The organism is Streptomyces montanus, from assembly GCF_005786655.1.
GTDB lineage: Bacteria > Actinomycetota > Actinomycetes > Streptomycetales > Streptomycetaceae > Streptomyces > Streptomyces sporangiiformans.
This window is the reverse complement of the sequence record NZ_VBZC01000062.1, coordinates 1-15,330: the sequence shown is the minus strand read 5'-3', so window position 1 is coordinate 15,330 and position 15,330 is coordinate 1. Positions and strand designations below refer to the sequence as shown.

Here is a 15,330-nt window from a genome sequence, read left to right as displayed (position 1 = left end):
ACTGAGGCGGGGCCCCTCCGGCGCAGGGGGCGCTCCCCGCCGGGTGGGGGCCCCGCCGCCGTGTCGCGGGGAGCCGGTCAGCTCTGGGCGGCCGCGGCCCGCAGGGCTATCCGGTGCTCGCCCGCGTACACGTTCATGGAGGCACCCCGCAGGAAGCCCACGAGGGTCAGACCCGTCTCCGCCGCGAGATCCACCGCCAGCGACGACGGCGCCGAGACCGCGGCCAGCACCGGGATGCCCGCCATCACCGCCTTCTGGGCGAGCTCGAACGACGCCCGGCCCGAAACCAGCAGAACCGTGCGGGAGAGCGGCAGCGTGCCGTTCTGGAGGGCGCGGCCGACCAGCTTGTCGACCGCGTTGTGCCGGCCCACGTCCTCACGGATGTCGAGCAGCTCGCCGTCCACGCTGAACAGGGCCGCCGCGTGCAGACCTCCGGTCCGGTCGAAGACCCGTTGCGCCGCGCGCAGCCGGTCGGGGAGACTCGCGAGCAGTTCGGGTTCGAGACGGATCGGGGGAGCGCCGTCCCCGTGGGTGCCGTCTCCCTGCGTGCCGTCTCCGTCGTCGATCGTCCAGCGGGCCGTCGTACGAACCGCGTCGAGGCTCGCCTTGCCGCACAGGCCGCAGGACGACGTCGTGTACACGTTGCGCTCGAGCGTGATGTCCGGGATCACGACGCCCGGCGCCGTCTTCACATCCACGATGTTGTACGTGTTCGAGCCGTCCACCGTCGCGCCCGCGCAGTACACGATGTTCTGCAGCTCGTCCGCCGCGCCCAGCACGCCCTCGCTGACCAGGAAGCCCGCGGCGAGCGCGAAGTCGTCGCCCGGCGTGCGCATCGTGATCGCGAGCGGCTTGCCGTTCAGCCGGATCTCCAGAGGTTCCTCGGCGACGAGCGTGTCCGGGCGGGTGGAGACCGCCCCGTCCCGGATGCGGATCACCTTGCGTCGTTCCGTGACTCGTCCCATGTCCTGATCAGCCCCGGTTCTGTACGTGCTGGTAGCCGAAACGGCCCTTGATGCAGAGGTTGCCGTGGGTCACCGGGTTGTCGTGCGGGGAGGTGACCTTCACGATCTCATTGTCCTGCACGTGCAGCGTGAGATTGCAGCCCACTCCGCAGTACGCGCAGACCGTGGTCGTCTCGGTCTGCGCCGACTCGTCCCACGTACCCGCCGCGCGCATGTCGAACTCCGACTTGAACGACAGGGCTCCCGTGGGGCAGACCTCGATGCAGTTGCCGCAGTACACGCACGCGGAGTCGGTGAGCGGGGCGTCGTGCTCGACCGCGATCCGGGCGTCGAAGCCCCGCCCGGTGACCGAGATCGCGAAGGTGTTCTGCCACTGGTCGCCGCAGGCGTCCACGCACTTGTAGCAGAGGATGCACTTGTCGTAGTCGCGGACGTAGAGGTCGTTGTCGATCTTCGGGTCCTCGTTCAGGCGGGCGGCTGCCGGGCCGAAACGGTCGGGCTTCGCCTCGTACTCCTTGATCCACTCGTCCACCTGCGGTGTGGTCGACAAATCGACTGAAGAGGCGAGGAGCTCGAGGACGATCTTCCGGCTGTGCCGGGCCCGCTCGGTGTCGGTCCGTACCTCCATGCCCGCCTCCGCCTTCCGCGAGCAGGCCGGGACGAGCGTGCGCGAGCCCTCGACCTCGACCACGCACACCCGGCACGCGTTCTTGGGCGTCAGGGTGTCGCCCTGGCACAGGGTCGGCACGTCCTTGCCCGCTGCCCGGCAGGCGTCGAGGATCGTGGCCCCCTCGGGAGCCCGGACCGGCTCGCCGTCGAGCGTGAACGCCAGCAGACGACGGGGAATCCCCAGCGGTGTCACGGTCATACGGCGGCTCCTGTGCGGCAGGTCCCGGTCATTCGTACGCCCCCAAGCGGTCGATGGCGGATTCCACGGCGTTCCACGCGGTCTGCCCGAGACCGCAGATCGAGGCGTCCCGCATGGCACGGCCCACCTCGCGCAGGAGAGCGATGTCGCCCGCCGCGTCGGCACCCGAGCGTTCGACGATGCGGTGCAACGCCTCCTCCTGGCGCACGGTGCCGACCCGGCACGGCACGCACTGGCCGCACGACTCGTCACGGAAGAACTCGGCGATGCGCAGGAGCAGACGGGGGAGGGGAACGGTCTCGTCGAAAGCCATGACGACGCCCGAGCCGAGCGTCGTGCCCGCCTCCCGCGTGCCCTCGAAGGTGAGCGGGACGTCCAGCTCGTCGGGGCGTACGAAGCCACCGGCCGCCCCGCCGAGCAGGACGGCGCGCAATCCCTGCCGTACGCCCGCCAGCTCCAACAGCTCACCGAGCGTCGCGCCGAACGGCAGCTCGTAGATGCCGGGCCGGTCCACGCTTCCCGACACACAGAACAGCTTCGGGCCCGTCGACGTCGAGGTGCCGATCGCCGCGTACGCCTGCGCCCCCATCGTGAGGATCGGCAACACGTTGACCAGTGTCTCCACGTTGTTCTCGGCAGTGGGTTTGCCGAACAAACCCTTCTCCACAGGGAAGGGCGGTTTGGAACGCGGCTCTCCTCTGTACCCCTCGATGGAGTTGAAGAGGGCGGTCTCCTCACCGCAGATGTACGCGCCGGCGCCCCGCCGGATCTCGATGTCGAAGGCGTACCCCTGGCCGAGGATGTCGTCCCCGAGCAGGCCACGCGCGCGTGCCTGCCCGATCGCGTGCTCCATGCGCTCCAGCGCGCGCGGGTACTCGCCGCGCAGATACAGGTACCCCCGGTGGGCGCCGACCGCGTACCCGGCGACCGTCATCGCCTCGACGAGCGCGTACGGATCGCCCTCCATGACCACGCGGTCCTTGAAGGTGCCCGGCTCGGATTCGTCGGCGTTGCACACGAGGTAGTGCGGATGGTCGGGCTGGGACGCCGTGGCCTGCCATTTGCGGCCGGTGGGGAAGGCGGCGCCGCCGCGACCGACCAGGCCGGCTTCGGATACCTCGCGGATGACCCCGGCGGGGCCGAGTGCGAAGGCTCGGCGCAGGGCCGTGTAGCCCCCCTGTGCTCGGTAGTCGTCCAGGGAGGCGGGGTCGACTGCGCCGACGCGACGCAGCAGCACCAGCGACGGGTCACCGGCTTGAGGAACGGCCACCGACGCGGGTGGCTCCGCGGGTGCCGAGCCGGGTGCGGTGGCCGTGAGGACGGCGGATTCGACGGTGGCGGGTGCGGCGACGGCGGTGGCCCGGAGAGGGTCGCCCCCGCCGCCCCTTCCCATTCCCGACCCTGGGGGCGCTGCCCCCAGATCCCCTTCGGCCTGAACGGCCTCGTCCTCAATCGCCGGACGGGCTGATGGGTGCCGGCCCGGGCTGTGGAAGTCCGCCTCAGGCGCCCCCGCCCGCACCGCCAACGCCGCCGGAGCCCTCTCGCACAGCCCCAGGCACGGGCTCCGCTCGACCGACACCCCGCTCCCGAGACCCAGCCGGGCCTCGACCCCGGCGCACAGGTCCGCCGCGCCCGCCGCCGCGCACGCGAGGTCCGTGCACACGTGCAGGACCGTCGCGGGGCGCGGCTTCACCGAGAACATCGCGTAGAAGGTCGCGACCCCGTAGGCCTCCGCCGGTGGCACCGTCAGCCGTCGGCACAGGTAGTCCAGGGCGCCCTCGCTGATCCAGCCGACACGATCGTTGATCGCGTGCAGCCCCGGCAACAGCAAGTCGCGCCGCTCCCGCGCCGCTCGGCCCCCGCGGGCCCACCTCAGGTCGGCGTCGGAACGGTCGGCGCCCTCCCACGACGACTCCGGAGGCCCGAGCAGCGCGTCGACCGCCGCCCGTTCCTCGTCCGTGGGCTTGCTGTCACCGAAGTGCAGATCCACCAGATCACCTCACCTGAGTCGCAACCGGCAGCTTCTCGATCCGGATCGCCGACGCCTTGAACTCCGCCGTCCCCGCGATCGGGCAGTTCGCCTCGATCGTCAGCTGGTTGGTGTCCACCTCGTCGGGAAAATGCATGGTCATGAACGCGAGCCCCGGCCGCAGCGCCGTGTCGATCCACACCGGCGCCACCACCGCACCGCGCCGCGAGGAGACCTGGACCTCCTCGCCGACCACCACGCCGTAGCGCTCCGCGTCCTCCGGGCACAGCTCGACGTACTCGCCGCGCCGCAACGGAGACGCGAAACCGCCGCTCTGCACACCGGTGTTGTACGAGTCGAGCCGCCGCCCGGTGGTGAGGCGGATCGGGTACTCCTCGTCCGTCAGGTCGACGGGCGGATCGTGCTGGACGAGCCCGAAGGGCGCGAGACGGCCGCGCCCCGCCGGATCCGGCGACCACAGACGACCGTGCAGGTACGTCGGTTCGAGCCGCTCCGTGTCCGGGCACGGCCACTGGATGCCCTGGTGCTCCTCCAGGCGTTCGTACGTCATCCCGTAGTGGTCCGGTGACACCGACCGCAGCTCGTTCCACACGGCCTCGGAGTCCGCGTACTTCCACTCGTGGCCGAGCCGGGCGGCCAGCTCGCAGATGATGTCGATGTCCTCGCGGGCCTCACCGGGCGGAGTGACCGCCGCCCGGACGCGCTGAACCCGCCGCTCGCTGTTGGTGGTCGTGCCGTCCGTCTCCGCCCAGCCGGCCGTCGCGGGCAGCACGACATCGGCCAGCTCGGCGGTCTTCGTGAGGAAGATGTCCTGGACGACGAGGAAGTCGAGGGCCCTCATGCGGCGGATCGCCTGCTCGGTGTCGGCTTCGGACTGGGCCGGGTTCTCGCCGATGCAGTAGACCGCCCGGAGCGTGCCCTCCTCCATGGCCTCGAACATCTCCGTCAGGTTCAGCCCGTAGTGCGGCTGGATGGCGGTGTCCCACGCGGACTCGAACTTGAGGCGCGTGTCCGGGTCGAGGATGTCCTGGAAGCCCGGCAGCCGGTTCGGGATGGCGCCCATGTCGCCGCCGCCCTGCACGTTGTTCTGGCCGCGCAAGGGCTGCAACCCCGAGCCGTAGCGCCCCACATGGCCGGTCAGCAGGGACAGGTTGATGAGCGCGCGTACGTTGTCCGTGCCGTTGTGGTGCTCGGTGATACCGAGGGTCCAGCACAGCTGGGCCCGCTCGGCGCGGGCGTACGCGTGCGCCAGCTCCCGTATCGCCGCGGCCGGTACCCCGGTCACCTTTTCGGCGAGCGACAGGGTCCAGGGCTCGACGAGCTGCCGGTACTCGTCGAAGCCGGTCGTCGCCCGCTCGATGAACGCGTGGTTGGCCAGCCCCGCGTGGATGATCTCGCGGCCGATCGCGTGCGCCATCGGGATGTCCGTGCCCACGTTCAGTCCGAGCCAGCTCTCCGCCCACTCGGCCGTGGACGTACGGCGCGGATCGACCGCGTACATGCGGGCGCCGTTCCTGGTCCCCCTCAGGACGTGCTGGAAGAAGATCGGGTGCGCGAAGCGGGCGTTGGAGCCCCACATCACGATGAGGTCGGTGTGCTCGACCTCCTCGTACGAGGAGGTTCCGCCGCCCGAGCCGAAGGCCGCCGACAGGCCCGCGACGCTCGGGGCATGGCAGGTGCGGTTGCAGGAGTCGACGTTGTTCGTGCCCATGACGACACGCGCGAACTTCTGCGCCACATAGTTCATTTCGTTGGTCGCGCGGGCGCAGGAGAACATGCCGAACGCGCCGCGTGCGGTGCCGATCCCCCGGGCGGCGCGGTCCAGCGCCTCGTCCCAGGTGGCCTGCCGGAAGGGCTCGTCACGCGAGTCGCGGACCAGGGGGTGCGTGAGTCGGGTGTACGTCTTCGGAGTGCGGTCGCGTTTCCTCATGCGGCGATCCTCAATGCGAGCAGATCCGAGATGGCGTGGACGGTGCGGAGCGTGGGCACCTCGACGCCGGTGATGTCCGCCAACTCGACGACGGCGGCGAGGAGTACGTCGAGTTCGAGCGGTTTTCCGCGCTCCAGGTCCTGCAGGGTCGAGGTGCGGTGGTCGCCGACGCTTTCCGCGCCGGCCAGCCGCCGTTCGATGGAGACCCCAACCTCGCAGCCCAGCGCCCGGGCGACCGCGAGCGTCTCGGTCATCATGATCTCGATGACCTTGCGTGTGCCGCCGTGCAGACACATCTGACGCATGGTCGCGCGCGCGAGGGCGCTGATGGGGTTGAAGGAGATGTTGCCGAGCAGCTTGAGCCAGACGTCGCCTCGCAGATCCGGCTCGACCGGGCACTTGAGCCCGCCCGTCCGCATGGCCTCGCTGAACGCGGTGCACCGCGCCGAGACGGAGCGGTCGGGCTCACCGATGGAGAACCGGGTGCCTTCGAGGTGGCGGACAACTCCCGGGCCGGCCAGCTCGGTTGCCGCGTACACCACGCATCCGATGGCCCGTTCGGGCGCGAGCACCGCACTGACCGCGCCGTCGGGGTCCACGCTCTCCATCCGGTGGCCGTCGTGCGGGCCGCCGTGCCGGTGGAAGTACCACCAGGGAATGCCGTTCTGGGCGGCGACCACCGCCGTGGTGTCGTGCAGAAGAGGCTCGATCAGCGGCCCGCACGCCGCGTACGAGTGGGCCTTCAGGCCCAGGAAGACGAAGTCGACCGGGCCCACCTCGGCCGGGTCGTCGGTGGCGTGGGCCCGTGCGGTGAAGTCGCCGCGCGGGCTGAGCACACGTACGCCGTGCTGCCTCATGGCCGCCAGATGCGGTCCACGGGCGATGAGGTGCACGTCGGCGCCCGCGCGATGCAGCGCGGCACCGACGTAGGCGCCGATCGCACCGGCGCCGAGAACTGCCACTTTCACTTGAGGGTCTCCGTTCGGTCGAGGGTTACCGCGGAGGTGACTGTGGTGTCGCAAATCTGTCGACGGAATATTGTCTACAGTATGGGAGTTGGGGCAGCAAGGGTTCGCGCACACGGCGGTGGTTACGGCATCGGGCTCGTCAGCCACCTGGTGGGCAGAGACCGGCAGGCCCAAGATGGCTGGTTTCGGGCGGCAGTTGTGCCCGAACGAAGTAGCTGCACGCACATTGTCCTCATGAGGCCCGAAGCGTCACGATTGGGTGCTCGGTGCCGGCCATGCTCCGTTCGGGTCGGAGCCTCCTCGCGAGACCTGCGGCTGCGTACGAGCGTGGAGGTGTGATCGTGATAAGACGCATCGTCATCGGGCTGACGGCTCTGGCAGCCGCGCTCGTCGCCCCCGCACCCGTGCAGGCCGCCCAGCAGAGCGACCTGGTCGTCCGCACCGACGCCGGTTCGGTACGCGGGGAAACCACCGCCGAGGGACGGCAGTTCCTCGGCATTCCGTACGCCGAGCCGCCTGTCGGGAAGCTCCGCTGGAGGGCGCCGGAGCCCGTGCAGCCCTGGCAAGGGGTGCGATCCGCACAGGACTTCGGCAACAAGTGTGTGCAGGAGTCGAGTTGGGACCCCGGCTACGAACAGCCCTCGTACGCCGAGGACTGTCTCGACCTGAACGTGTACGTCCCCGAAGGCTCCGCCCGGCGCGCGGTCCTGGTCTGGTTCCACGGCGGGGGATTCACCGGCGGCGCCGGCCAGGATGTCGTCCCCGACGTCTTCGCGCGGCAGACCGGAACGGTGGTCGTGACCGTCAACTACCGCCTCGGGGCGATGGGCTTCCTTGCCACGGCAGGCCTGGACAGCGAGACGAGCGACGGCGTCTCCGGCAACTTCGGCATGCTCGACCAGCAGGCCTCGCTGCGCTGGGTGCGCGCCAACATCGGCCGCTTCGGCGGTGATCCGGGCCGCGTCACCATCGCCGGCGAGTCGGCGGGCGGCCGCTCGGTCTGCAGCCAGTTGGCCTCACCCACGGCGAAGGGCCTGTTCCGGTCGGGGATCATCGAGAGCGGCGCGTACGACGAGTGCTACACCCGTGACCACGAGTACGCGGTGACCTCGGGAGCCGCCTTCGCCGAGAGGCTCGGCTGCACGACCCTGGCCTGCCTGCGCGGCAGGTCAGCCGCCGATATCCTCGCCGCCCAGGGTGACTTCGAGTGGAACCCAGTGGTCGGGGGCGACTTCCTGCCCCTGCAGCCCGTGGAGGCCCTGGCGGAGGGGGCCTCGGCACGGGTGCCCGTGATCAACGGGGCGAACAAGGACGAGGGACGGCTGTTCGCCTTCTCCCAGTTCGACCTGAACGGCAATCCGCTCACGGCCGAGCAGTACCCGGAGGTATTGCGGTCGGACTTCGGCGAGGATGCGCCGGCGCGCTATCCGCTGGCGGACTACCCGTCGCCGACGATCGCGTATGCCACCGCCATGGGCGACGCGGTCTTCGCCTGCCCCGCGCTGGGGCTCGACCGCGTGCTCGCCCGGCGCGGCCCGGTCTACGCGTACGAGTTCGCCGACCGCACGTCACCGCCCTTCGCCTCGCTGCGCAACCTGAACACGGACTTCGACTTCGGCGCGACACACGTCAACGAAATCCAGTATCTCTTCAAGCACTTCGGTCTGGAGACCCCGCTGAACGCCGAGCAGAAGGTGCTGGCGCGCCAGATGGTCCAGTACTGGGGCTCCTTCGTACGGGACGGGGTGCCGCGTGCCGACGGACAGCCCACGATGCCCGGCCGCCCCGGGGTGGTGCTCTCGCTGAAGACGGCGTCGAAGGGTGGGATCACTCTGAGCAGGACCGTGCACCAGGAACACAAGTGTGATCTGTGGGACGGTGGTGGGGCCGGCTGACTGACCCCGTGGACTTCCCGGCGTGCGCCTCCTCGCGGCACACGCCGGGAATGCAGAACGCGGTGACGCGCATCGGGCGGAACCGGCGTTGCATGTCGAGCCCTGGGTGAGGGCCTTCACCGTGTCAGCGTCGCATGCCGTCACGGATCACGCGTGTACCTCCACGACGGTACGCAGGCGCAGATCGCCCGCCGAGGCCCCGACCCATACGTCCCGTCGGCCGGTGCCGAGCACCCAGTCGTGTCGCTCGGCGTCCCATGAGGACAGAGTGCGCTCGTCGACGCGCACGCTGACCCGGCGCCTCTCTCCCGCCCGCAGCACGAGTCGCTGATAGCCGCACAAGACCCGTACCGCTTGGTCGAGTTGGAGGTCCGGCGAGGGGCCCACATACACCTGCGGGACGTCGACGCCGTCGCGCCGCCCGGTGTTTCGCACGGTGAAGGTCACCTCCAGGCCATCTCGTGACTTGCGTACGCCCAGCTCACTGTAGGAGAACGTGGTGTACGAGAGGCCGTGCCCGAACGGGAAAAGCGGGCGCACGCCCTCGGCGTCGTACCAGCGGTAGCCGAGGTGGATGCCCTCCGAGTACTCCTCGGTGCCGTTCACGCCCGGGTAGCGGCGCGGGTCGCCGGCGACCGGGTGGTGATCGTCGTCCACCGGGAAGGACTGGGTGAGGCGTCCGCCAGGGTCGCAGTCGCCGAACAGGACGGCGGTGGTGGCGGCAGCGCCCTCCTGGCCCGGGTAATACATCTGCAGCACGGCGGCGACTCGTCGCAGCCAGGGCATCGACGTGGAGGACGAGGTGTTGAGGACGACGGTGGTACGGGGATTCACCGCCGTCACCGCCTCGATCAGGCGCACCTGGTGACCGGGCAGCGCGACAGTCGTGCGGTCCTGGCCCTCGGTGGCGTCCTCGTATGCGAAGAGCACGACGCTGTGTGCGGCGCGCGCGGCCCGCACGGCCTGGGCGACGTCCCGGGCACGGGTCGCGCCGGTGACGCGCCGCAGCCGGAACAACTGCCCCTCGTCGCCGCCTTTCGCCGTGATCTCCACCTTGTGCTTGCCCTCGGCGAGGTCGAGTGTCTTGCGGCGCACGGCGAGCCCGTCGGGCGCCGCCGACACGAGGCCGCCGGTGAAGTACTCGCCGAAGTCGGGCAGCACCGGGAAGAGTTCCTCGCCGTCGAGGAGGACCTTGGGGCGCGTAGTACCCGAGTAGTGGATGACGAAGGTCCACTCGTCGGGGTCCTCCGCGGTGAGCGTTCCCTCGTACGTCCAGGTCTCCCCGGCGGCGACCCGCTGCCCTTCGGTGTCGAGACCGGGCGAGAAGGCGCCCTCGGGGATGGCCTTGCCGAAGATGTCCTCGCCCAATGCGTAGGACACGCGGGCGCCGTGCCCCGCACGGGACTTGATGGCGTCGAGCGGACTGTCGGCCCGGTCCGGAATGACATGGGCGCTGCCACCGCCACTGACGAACGGGACTGAGCCGGTGGGCCCGATGACGGCGATACTCCGGGCGGCGGCGCCGGTCAGGGGCAGGACACGGTTCTCGTTGCGCAGCAGCGTGGCTCCGGCCTTGGCCACGTCCAGGGCGACCGCCGCGCCCGCCGCGGGGTCGCGGTCCGGGCGGGGCGGGGCGCTGCCGTCGAGCAGCCCGAAGCCGTCCATCATCGCGAGGATGCGGCGTACGGCGCGGTCGAGGTACTCCTCGGAGACGCTGCCGTTCTCGACCGCCGTCCTCAGGGCCTTGCCGAGGTACTTGCCGTCCGGCATCTCCATGTCGAGGCCGGCGGTGATCGCGGCGACGGTGCTGTGGGTGGCGTACCAGTCGGACATCACCCAGCCCTCGAAGCCCCAGCGGTCGCGGAGGATGTCGGTGAGGAGCTCCTGGTTCTCACAGGCGTAGGTGCCCTTGACCTTGTTGTAGGCGCCCATGAACGCGCCCGTGCCGGCGCGGACGGCGGACTCGAAGCCGCGCAGCTCGACCTCGTTCATCGTCTGCTCGTCGACCCGCACGTCTATGGTCATGCGGTCCTTCTCCTGGTTGTTCATGGCATAGTGCTTGACCGTCGCGATGAGGCCCTCGCCCTGGATGCCCTTGATCTCCTCTGCCACGAGGTCCGCGGAGAGCAGCGGGTCCTCGCTGAAGGTCTCGAAGTTGCGGCCCGCGTACGGGGTGCGGATGACGTTGACCATCGGTGAGAGCAGTACGTCCTGACCGAGGGCGCGCCCCTCGCGGCCGATGACCTGGCCGTAGCGGCGGGCCAGTTCGGGGTCGAAGGCCGAGGCGAGCAGGACGGGAGCGGGCAGGGCCGTGGCATGCCGGGTGATACGGACTCCGGCGGGGCCGTCGGCGAGACGGAGCGGAGGGATGGCGAGGCGCTCCACACCGGGGATGTAGCCGGCCTGGCCGAGTGACTCCGGGTCGGTGGCGCCGTGCAGCAGCGAGATCTTCTCGTCGAGCGTGAGCTTGACGATCAGGCCTTCCACGCGCGGGCCCGCGCTCGGTTCGGCTCTCTCGTGCGCGGCGGTGTGCGAGGAGGTGGTGAATCCGGTGGAGGTGGCCGCGGCTGCGACCGCGATCGAACCGCCCAGCAGACGCAGGGCCGATCGCCGGGACACGGTGTCGGACATGAGCCGTCACTCCTTCGGTGCGCGGGCACGTCGTTGTGCCGGGTTACACGTGTCATCGGCGGCGGCAGTGGGGGTTCGACCTTTGAACGCGCTCTGGTGCAGGGCCGATTGAAATGCCGTCAGGTGACACGGGTACGCGGTGGAAGCTACGGCCGGAGGTGACTCGTGTCAATGAAGTGAACATAAGACGCCTGAAACCCCACAAGAACCGAAGGAACCCGCTACGGAGTACCTTCGCGTGGCGCCCGGGTGTGAACGTGCAAGTGCGTGAAGGACCGGGACGCGACGACTCCTGGAGTACAACGGTGAGTTGTCGGGAGCGCCATCACAGTCCTGGCTGACATATTGGATCAAACAACTCGTGAGCCTGACAGGACAACTGATGGTTGTGTTCCGGCCCGGCTCCTTCTGTTCCATCCGCGGAAAGGTGGAAAACGCGCCACGGGATGCCGTTTGTCGGCCCTCAACGACCGTTCGTCGGACGCGGGATACCGTTCATCGCATACCGTCGACGAGTTCGGGCCTGCCGCCTTCCCAACTGGCCGCCCGGTTCCTATCGTTCGGGATCATGAGTCCCCCCATAGCGCCGCCCGGCTGGAGTCGCTGGCTGGTCCCGCCCGCAGCCTTGTCGGTCCACCTCTCCATCGGCCAGGCCTACGCCTGGTCCGTGTTCAAGCCGTCCCTGGAGTCCGCGCTCGACCTCAGCGGTACGCAGAGCGCGCTGCCCTTCCAGCTCGGCATCGTGATGCTCGGGCTGTCCGCCGCGTTCGGCGGCACGCTCGTCGAGCGCAACGGGCCGCGCTGGGCGATGACCGTCGCCCTGTGCTGTTTCTCGTCCGGCTTCCTGATCTCCGCCCTCGGCGCCGCCATCAGCCAGTACTGGCTGATCGTCCTCGGCTACGGCTTCGTCGGCGGAATCGGCCTCGGCATCGGCTACATCTCGCCCGTCTCGACCCTCATCAAGTGGTTCCCGGACAGGCCGGGCATGGCCACCGGCATCGCCATCATGGGCTTCGGCGGCGGCGCGCTGATCGCCTCGCCCTGGTCCGCGCAGATGCTGGAGTCGTTCGGTTCCGACAACTCCGGCATCGCGGCGGCGTTCCTCGTGCACGGACTGACGTACGCCGTGTTCATGTCGCTCGGCGTGCTGCTCGTGCGCGTGCCGCGCTCGGACAAGCCCGCGGTGAGCGGCGGTCCCGGGCCGCTCGACGGGGTGCAGGTCTCGGCCCGCAATGCCGTACGCACCCCGCAGTTCTGGTGCCTGTGGATCGTGCTCTGCATGAACGTGACCGCCGGGATCGGCATCCTGGAGAAGGCCGCCCCGATGATCACGGACTTCTTCGCGGACACCTCGACGCCGGTCTCGGTGTCCGCGGCGGCCGGATTCGTCGCGCTGCTGTCGGCGGCCAACATGGCGGGCCGTATCGGCTGGTCGTCGACGTCCGACCTGATCGGGCGCAAGAACATCTATCGCGTCTATCTGGGCGCGGGTGCGCTGATGTACGCCCTCATCGCATGGCTGGGGGACTCCTCGAAGCCGCTGTTCATCGTCTGCGCGCTGGTGATCCTCTCCTTCTACGGGGGCGGCTTCGCGACCATCCCCGCCTATCTGAAGGACCTCTTCGGCACCTACCAGGTCGGCGCGATCCACGGCCGGCTGCTCACGGCCTGGTCGACCGCCGGCGTCCTCGGCCCACTGATCGTCAACTGGATCGCGGACCGGCAGGAGGAGGCGGGCAAATCCGGCGCGTCCCTCTACGGCCTGTCCCTGATGATCATGATCGGGCTGCTCGTCGTCGGCTTCGTCGCCAACGAACTCGTCCGTCCCGTCGATGCCCGCCACCACATCCCCGCCCCGAGGGAGGCCGCCGATGTCCAGCAGCGACAGCAGTCCGCCTAGCCGCCGAGGGCTGATCGCCCTCGCCTGGCTCTGGGTGCTGGTACCGCTCGCCTACGGTCTGTACGAACTGGTGCGGAAGGCGACCCAGCTGTTCACGGGGTGACCGCACGGAGGTCCGAGGGCGTACCGGCGCGTCCGCGTACGTACTCGGGCGTCCGGATGGTGTGACGGAAGCCGACAAGCCTGACGCGCCTTTCCTGTGGCTTCACCTGTCCTCGTACCCGTGAGTACTTGATCAGACTGGTGGGTCCCGCTACCCAGGCAACAAGGGGGACCCGCCCATGAAGGGCTCACGCATCGCCGCTGTCGGTCACTATCAGCCCGCCAAGGTACTCACCAACGAGGACCTGGCGGGCCTGGTCGACACCAGCGACGAGTGGATCAGGAGCCGGGTGGGCATCCGCACACGGCATGTCGCCGGGCCCGACGAACCGGTCGACGAGCTGGCGGCGCACGCCGCGGCCAAGGCCCTCGCGGCGGCGGGGCTCGCTCCCGGCGACATCGACCTGGTCCTGGTGGCCACGTCCACCGCGGTCGACCGTTCGCCGAACATGGCCGCACGGGTCGCCGCCCGCCTCGGTATCCCGTCCGCGGCGGTGATGGACATCAACGTCGTCTGCGCGGGCTTCACGCACGCGCTGGCCACCGCCGACCACGCCGTACGCGCCGGCGGTGCGACCCGGGTGCTCGTGATCGGCGCGGACAAGATGTCCGACGTCACCGACTGGACGGACCGCACGACCTGCGTACTTGTCGGGGACGGGGCGGGGGCCGCGGTGGTCGAGGCCGCCGACGAGACCGGCATCGGGCCCGTCCTGTGGGGTTCCGTGCCCGAGATGGGGCATGCCGTACGCATCGAGGGCACCCCGTCGCGGTTCGCGCAGGAGGGCCAGAGCGTCTACCGGTGGGCGACCACCCGGCTCCCGCGCATCGCGCGCCAGGCGTGCGAGCGCGCGGGCCTCGCCCCCGAGGACCTCGCCGCGGTCGTGCTGCACCAGGCGAACCTGCGCATCATCGAGCCGCTCGCCGAGAAGATCGGCGCCGTGAACGCCGTGGTCGCGCGCGATGTCACGGAGTCCGGCAACACCTCGGCCGCGAGCATCCCCCTCGCGCTGTCCAAGCTCGTCGAGCGCGGCGAGATCTCCACGGGCGACCCGGTGCTGCTCTTCGGGTTCGGCGGGAACCTCTCGTACGCGGGACAGGTGGTCCACTGTCCCTGACGTGCGCCGACCCCGCGGTGTGACGAGGCCAACTCCCCCTGGTCCTGGCCATTGTGCTCGGTAGACTGTAGACGAAAGCCAATCCATTCCGGCTTCAAAGCCGATCCATTCCGGCTTCTGAGCAGCCCCGGGAGGGGACATGCCCAAGAGGGGGACCGCGATGTTGTCGTCCGGACTGCCGCAGGGGGCTGTGCCCAAGCTCGAACGACCGGGGCCGTTGCGGGACCGCGTCTACGAAGCGCTGCTGGAACTCATCACGACGCGCGCCCTCCAGCCCGGCCAGCACCTGGTCGAGAGCGAACTCGCCGGACATCTGGGGGTCTCCCGGCAGCCGGTGCGCGAGGCGTTGCAGCGGTTGAACACGGAGGGCTGGGTCGATCTGCGGCCCGCACAGGGCGCGTTCGTGCACGAGCCGACGGAGGAGGAGGCCGACCAGCTCCTCACGGTCCGCACGCTGCTGGAAGCCGAGGCGGCCCGGCTCGCCGCGGCCAACGCGGGCAGCGCCGGCATCAGCGCGCTGGAGGAGCTGTGCGCCGAGGGTGACCGGGCGGTCGCCGCCGACGACGTGGACGGCGCGGTCGCGATGAACGCCCGCTTCCACGCGAAGGTCATGGAGCTGGCGGGCAACGCGGTCCTCGCCGAACTCGCCGGTCAGGTCGACCGTCGCGTCCGCTGGTACTACACACCGGTCGCCCGGCAGCGCGGCCACCAGTCCTGGATCGAGCACCGCGACCTCATCGCCGCGATCGCGGCGCGTGACGAGCAGCGCGCGACGGAGGTCATGCGCGCCCACACGGAGCACACGCGCAAGACGTACCACGCACGCCAGGGGGCGTAGCGGCTTCGCTGCCGGCGGGCGCCGCAGGGTTTCCTCGCCCCCGCCGCCCCTACCCGTCCCATCCCGTACCTGGGGGCTCCGCCCCCAGACCCCCGTGAAAGTCAGCCCCTCCGGCGTTTGAGGAG

11 protein-coding genes are annotated in these 15,330 nt (G+C 70.0%); 5 read left to right on the top strand and 6 right to left on the bottom strand.

The genetic code is table 11. The features are described from left to right. Nucleotides 1-77: 77 nt before the first annotated feature. The 5 genes from fdhD to FE633_RS37960 are packed head-to-tail and all read right to left on the bottom strand — an operon-like array spanning nucleotide 78 to nucleotide 6,721. Nucleotides 78-965 carry a formate dehydrogenase accessory sulfurtransferase FdhD gene (gene fdhD / locus FE633_RS37980; protein ID WP_138049725.1) on the bottom strand — a complete coding sequence of 296 codons (888 nt, stop codon included), beginning with the start codon at nucleotides 963-965 and terminating at the stop codon, nucleotides 78-80. Nucleotides 966-972: 7 nt separating this feature from the next. Next, nucleotides 973-1,833: a 2Fe-2S iron-sulfur cluster-binding protein gene (locus FE633_RS37975; protein WP_138049724.1), complete on the bottom strand. Its 861-nt coding sequence runs from the start codon at nucleotides 1,831-1,833 to the stop codon at nucleotides 973-975. A gap of 28 nt (nucleotides 1,834-1,861) precedes the next feature. Beyond that, entirely contained in the window at nucleotides 1,862-3,823 is a 1,962-nt protein-coding gene (locus tag FE633_RS37970) for an NAD(P)H-dependent oxidoreductase subunit E (RefSeq protein ID WP_138049723.1), read from the bottom strand. Between the two features lie 4 nt (nucleotides 3,824-3,827). Beyond that, nucleotides 3,828-5,753 carry a molybdopterin oxidoreductase family protein gene (locus FE633_RS37965; protein ID WP_138049722.1) on the bottom strand — a complete coding sequence of 642 codons (1,926 nt, stop codon included), beginning with the start codon at nucleotides 5,751-5,753 and terminating at the stop codon, nucleotides 3,828-3,830. Next, a complete protein-coding gene (locus FE633_RS37960; protein ID WP_138049721.1) occupies nucleotides 5,750-6,721 on the bottom strand; it encodes a 2-dehydropantoate 2-reductase in 972 nt (323 codons plus the stop codon). Before FE633_RS37960 ends, FE633_RS37965 begins: the two co-directional genes overlap by 4 nt. A gap of 341 nt (nucleotides 6,722-7,062) precedes the next feature. Between FE633_RS37960 and FE633_RS37955 the strand changes: the two genes are divergently transcribed. After that, entirely contained in the window at nucleotides 7,063-8,616 is a 1,554-nt protein-coding gene (locus FE633_RS37955; RefSeq protein WP_246114016.1) for a carboxylesterase/lipase family protein, read from the top strand. Between the two features lie 147 nt (nucleotides 8,617-8,763). Here FE633_RS37955 and FE633_RS37950 read toward each other — a convergent pair whose 3' ends face one another. Beyond that, entirely contained in the window at nucleotides 8,764-11,247 is a 2,484-nt protein-coding gene (locus FE633_RS37950) for a beta-glucosidase family protein (RefSeq protein WP_138049719.1), read from the bottom strand. A gap of 568 nt (nucleotides 11,248-11,815) precedes the next feature. On the opposite strand from FE633_RS37950, the gene FE633_RS37945 reads away from it, so the two are divergent. The 4 genes from FE633_RS37945 (at nucleotide 11,816) to FE633_RS37935 (ending at nucleotide 15,205) form a co-directional block, all read left to right on the top strand. Then, a complete protein-coding gene (locus FE633_RS37945; protein WP_138049718.1) occupies nucleotides 11,816-13,147 on the top strand; it encodes an OFA family MFS transporter in 1,332 nt (443 codons plus the stop codon). Then, on the top strand, nucleotides 13,119-13,250 hold the full coding sequence (locus FE633_RS49370; RefSeq protein ID WP_276147176.1) for an MFS transporter small subunit: 132 nt from the start codon (nucleotides 13,119-13,121) through the stop codon (nucleotides 13,248-13,250). Before FE633_RS37945 ends, FE633_RS49370 begins: the two co-directional genes overlap by 29 nt. Before the next feature lie 178 nt (nucleotides 13,251-13,428). Next, complete coding sequence (locus FE633_RS37940) at nucleotides 13,429-14,367, top strand: beta-ketoacyl-ACP synthase III (protein WP_138049717.1); 939 nt, start codon at nucleotides 13,429-13,431, stop codon at nucleotides 14,365-14,367. A 160-nt stretch (nucleotides 14,368-14,527) separates the two neighbouring features. Then, complete coding sequence (locus tag FE633_RS37935; protein ID WP_119104637.1) at nucleotides 14,528-15,205, top strand: GntR family transcriptional regulator; 678 nt, start codon at nucleotides 14,528-14,530, stop codon at nucleotides 15,203-15,205. Nucleotides 15,206-15,330 lie beyond the last annotated feature (125 nt).

Excerpts from the sequence above, each read along its gene's own strand:
- fdhD (WP_138049725.1), bottom strand. The coding sequence starts at position 965 with ATGGGACGAGTCACGGAACGACGCAAGGTGATCCGCATCCGGGACGGG.
- FE633_RS37975 (WP_138049724.1), bottom strand. The coding sequence starts at position 1,833 with ATGACCGTGACACCGCTGGGGATTCCCCGTCGTCTGCTGGCGTTCACG.
- FE633_RS37965 (WP_138049722.1), bottom strand. The coding sequence starts at position 5,753 with ATGAGGAAACGCGACCGCACTCCGAAGACGTACACCCGACTCACGCAC.
- FE633_RS37950 (WP_138049719.1), bottom strand. The coding sequence starts at position 11,247 with ATGTCCGACACCGTGTCCCGGCGATCGGCCCTGCGTCTGCTGGGCGGT.
- FE633_RS37945 (WP_138049718.1), top strand. The coding sequence starts at position 11,816 with ATGAGTCCCCCCATAGCGCCGCCCGGCTGGAGTCGCTGGCTGGTCCCG.
- FE633_RS49370 (WP_276147176.1), top strand. The coding sequence starts at position 13,119 with ATGTCCAGCAGCGACAGCAGTCCGCCTAGCCGCCGAGGGCTGATCGCC.
- FE633_RS37940 (WP_138049717.1), top strand. The coding sequence starts at position 13,429 with ATGAAGGGCTCACGCATCGCCGCTGTCGGTCACTATCAGCCCGCCAAG.
- FE633_RS37935 (WP_119104637.1), top strand. The coding sequence starts at position 14,528 with ATGTTGTCGTCCGGACTGCCGCAGGGGGCTGTGCCCAAGCTCGAACGA.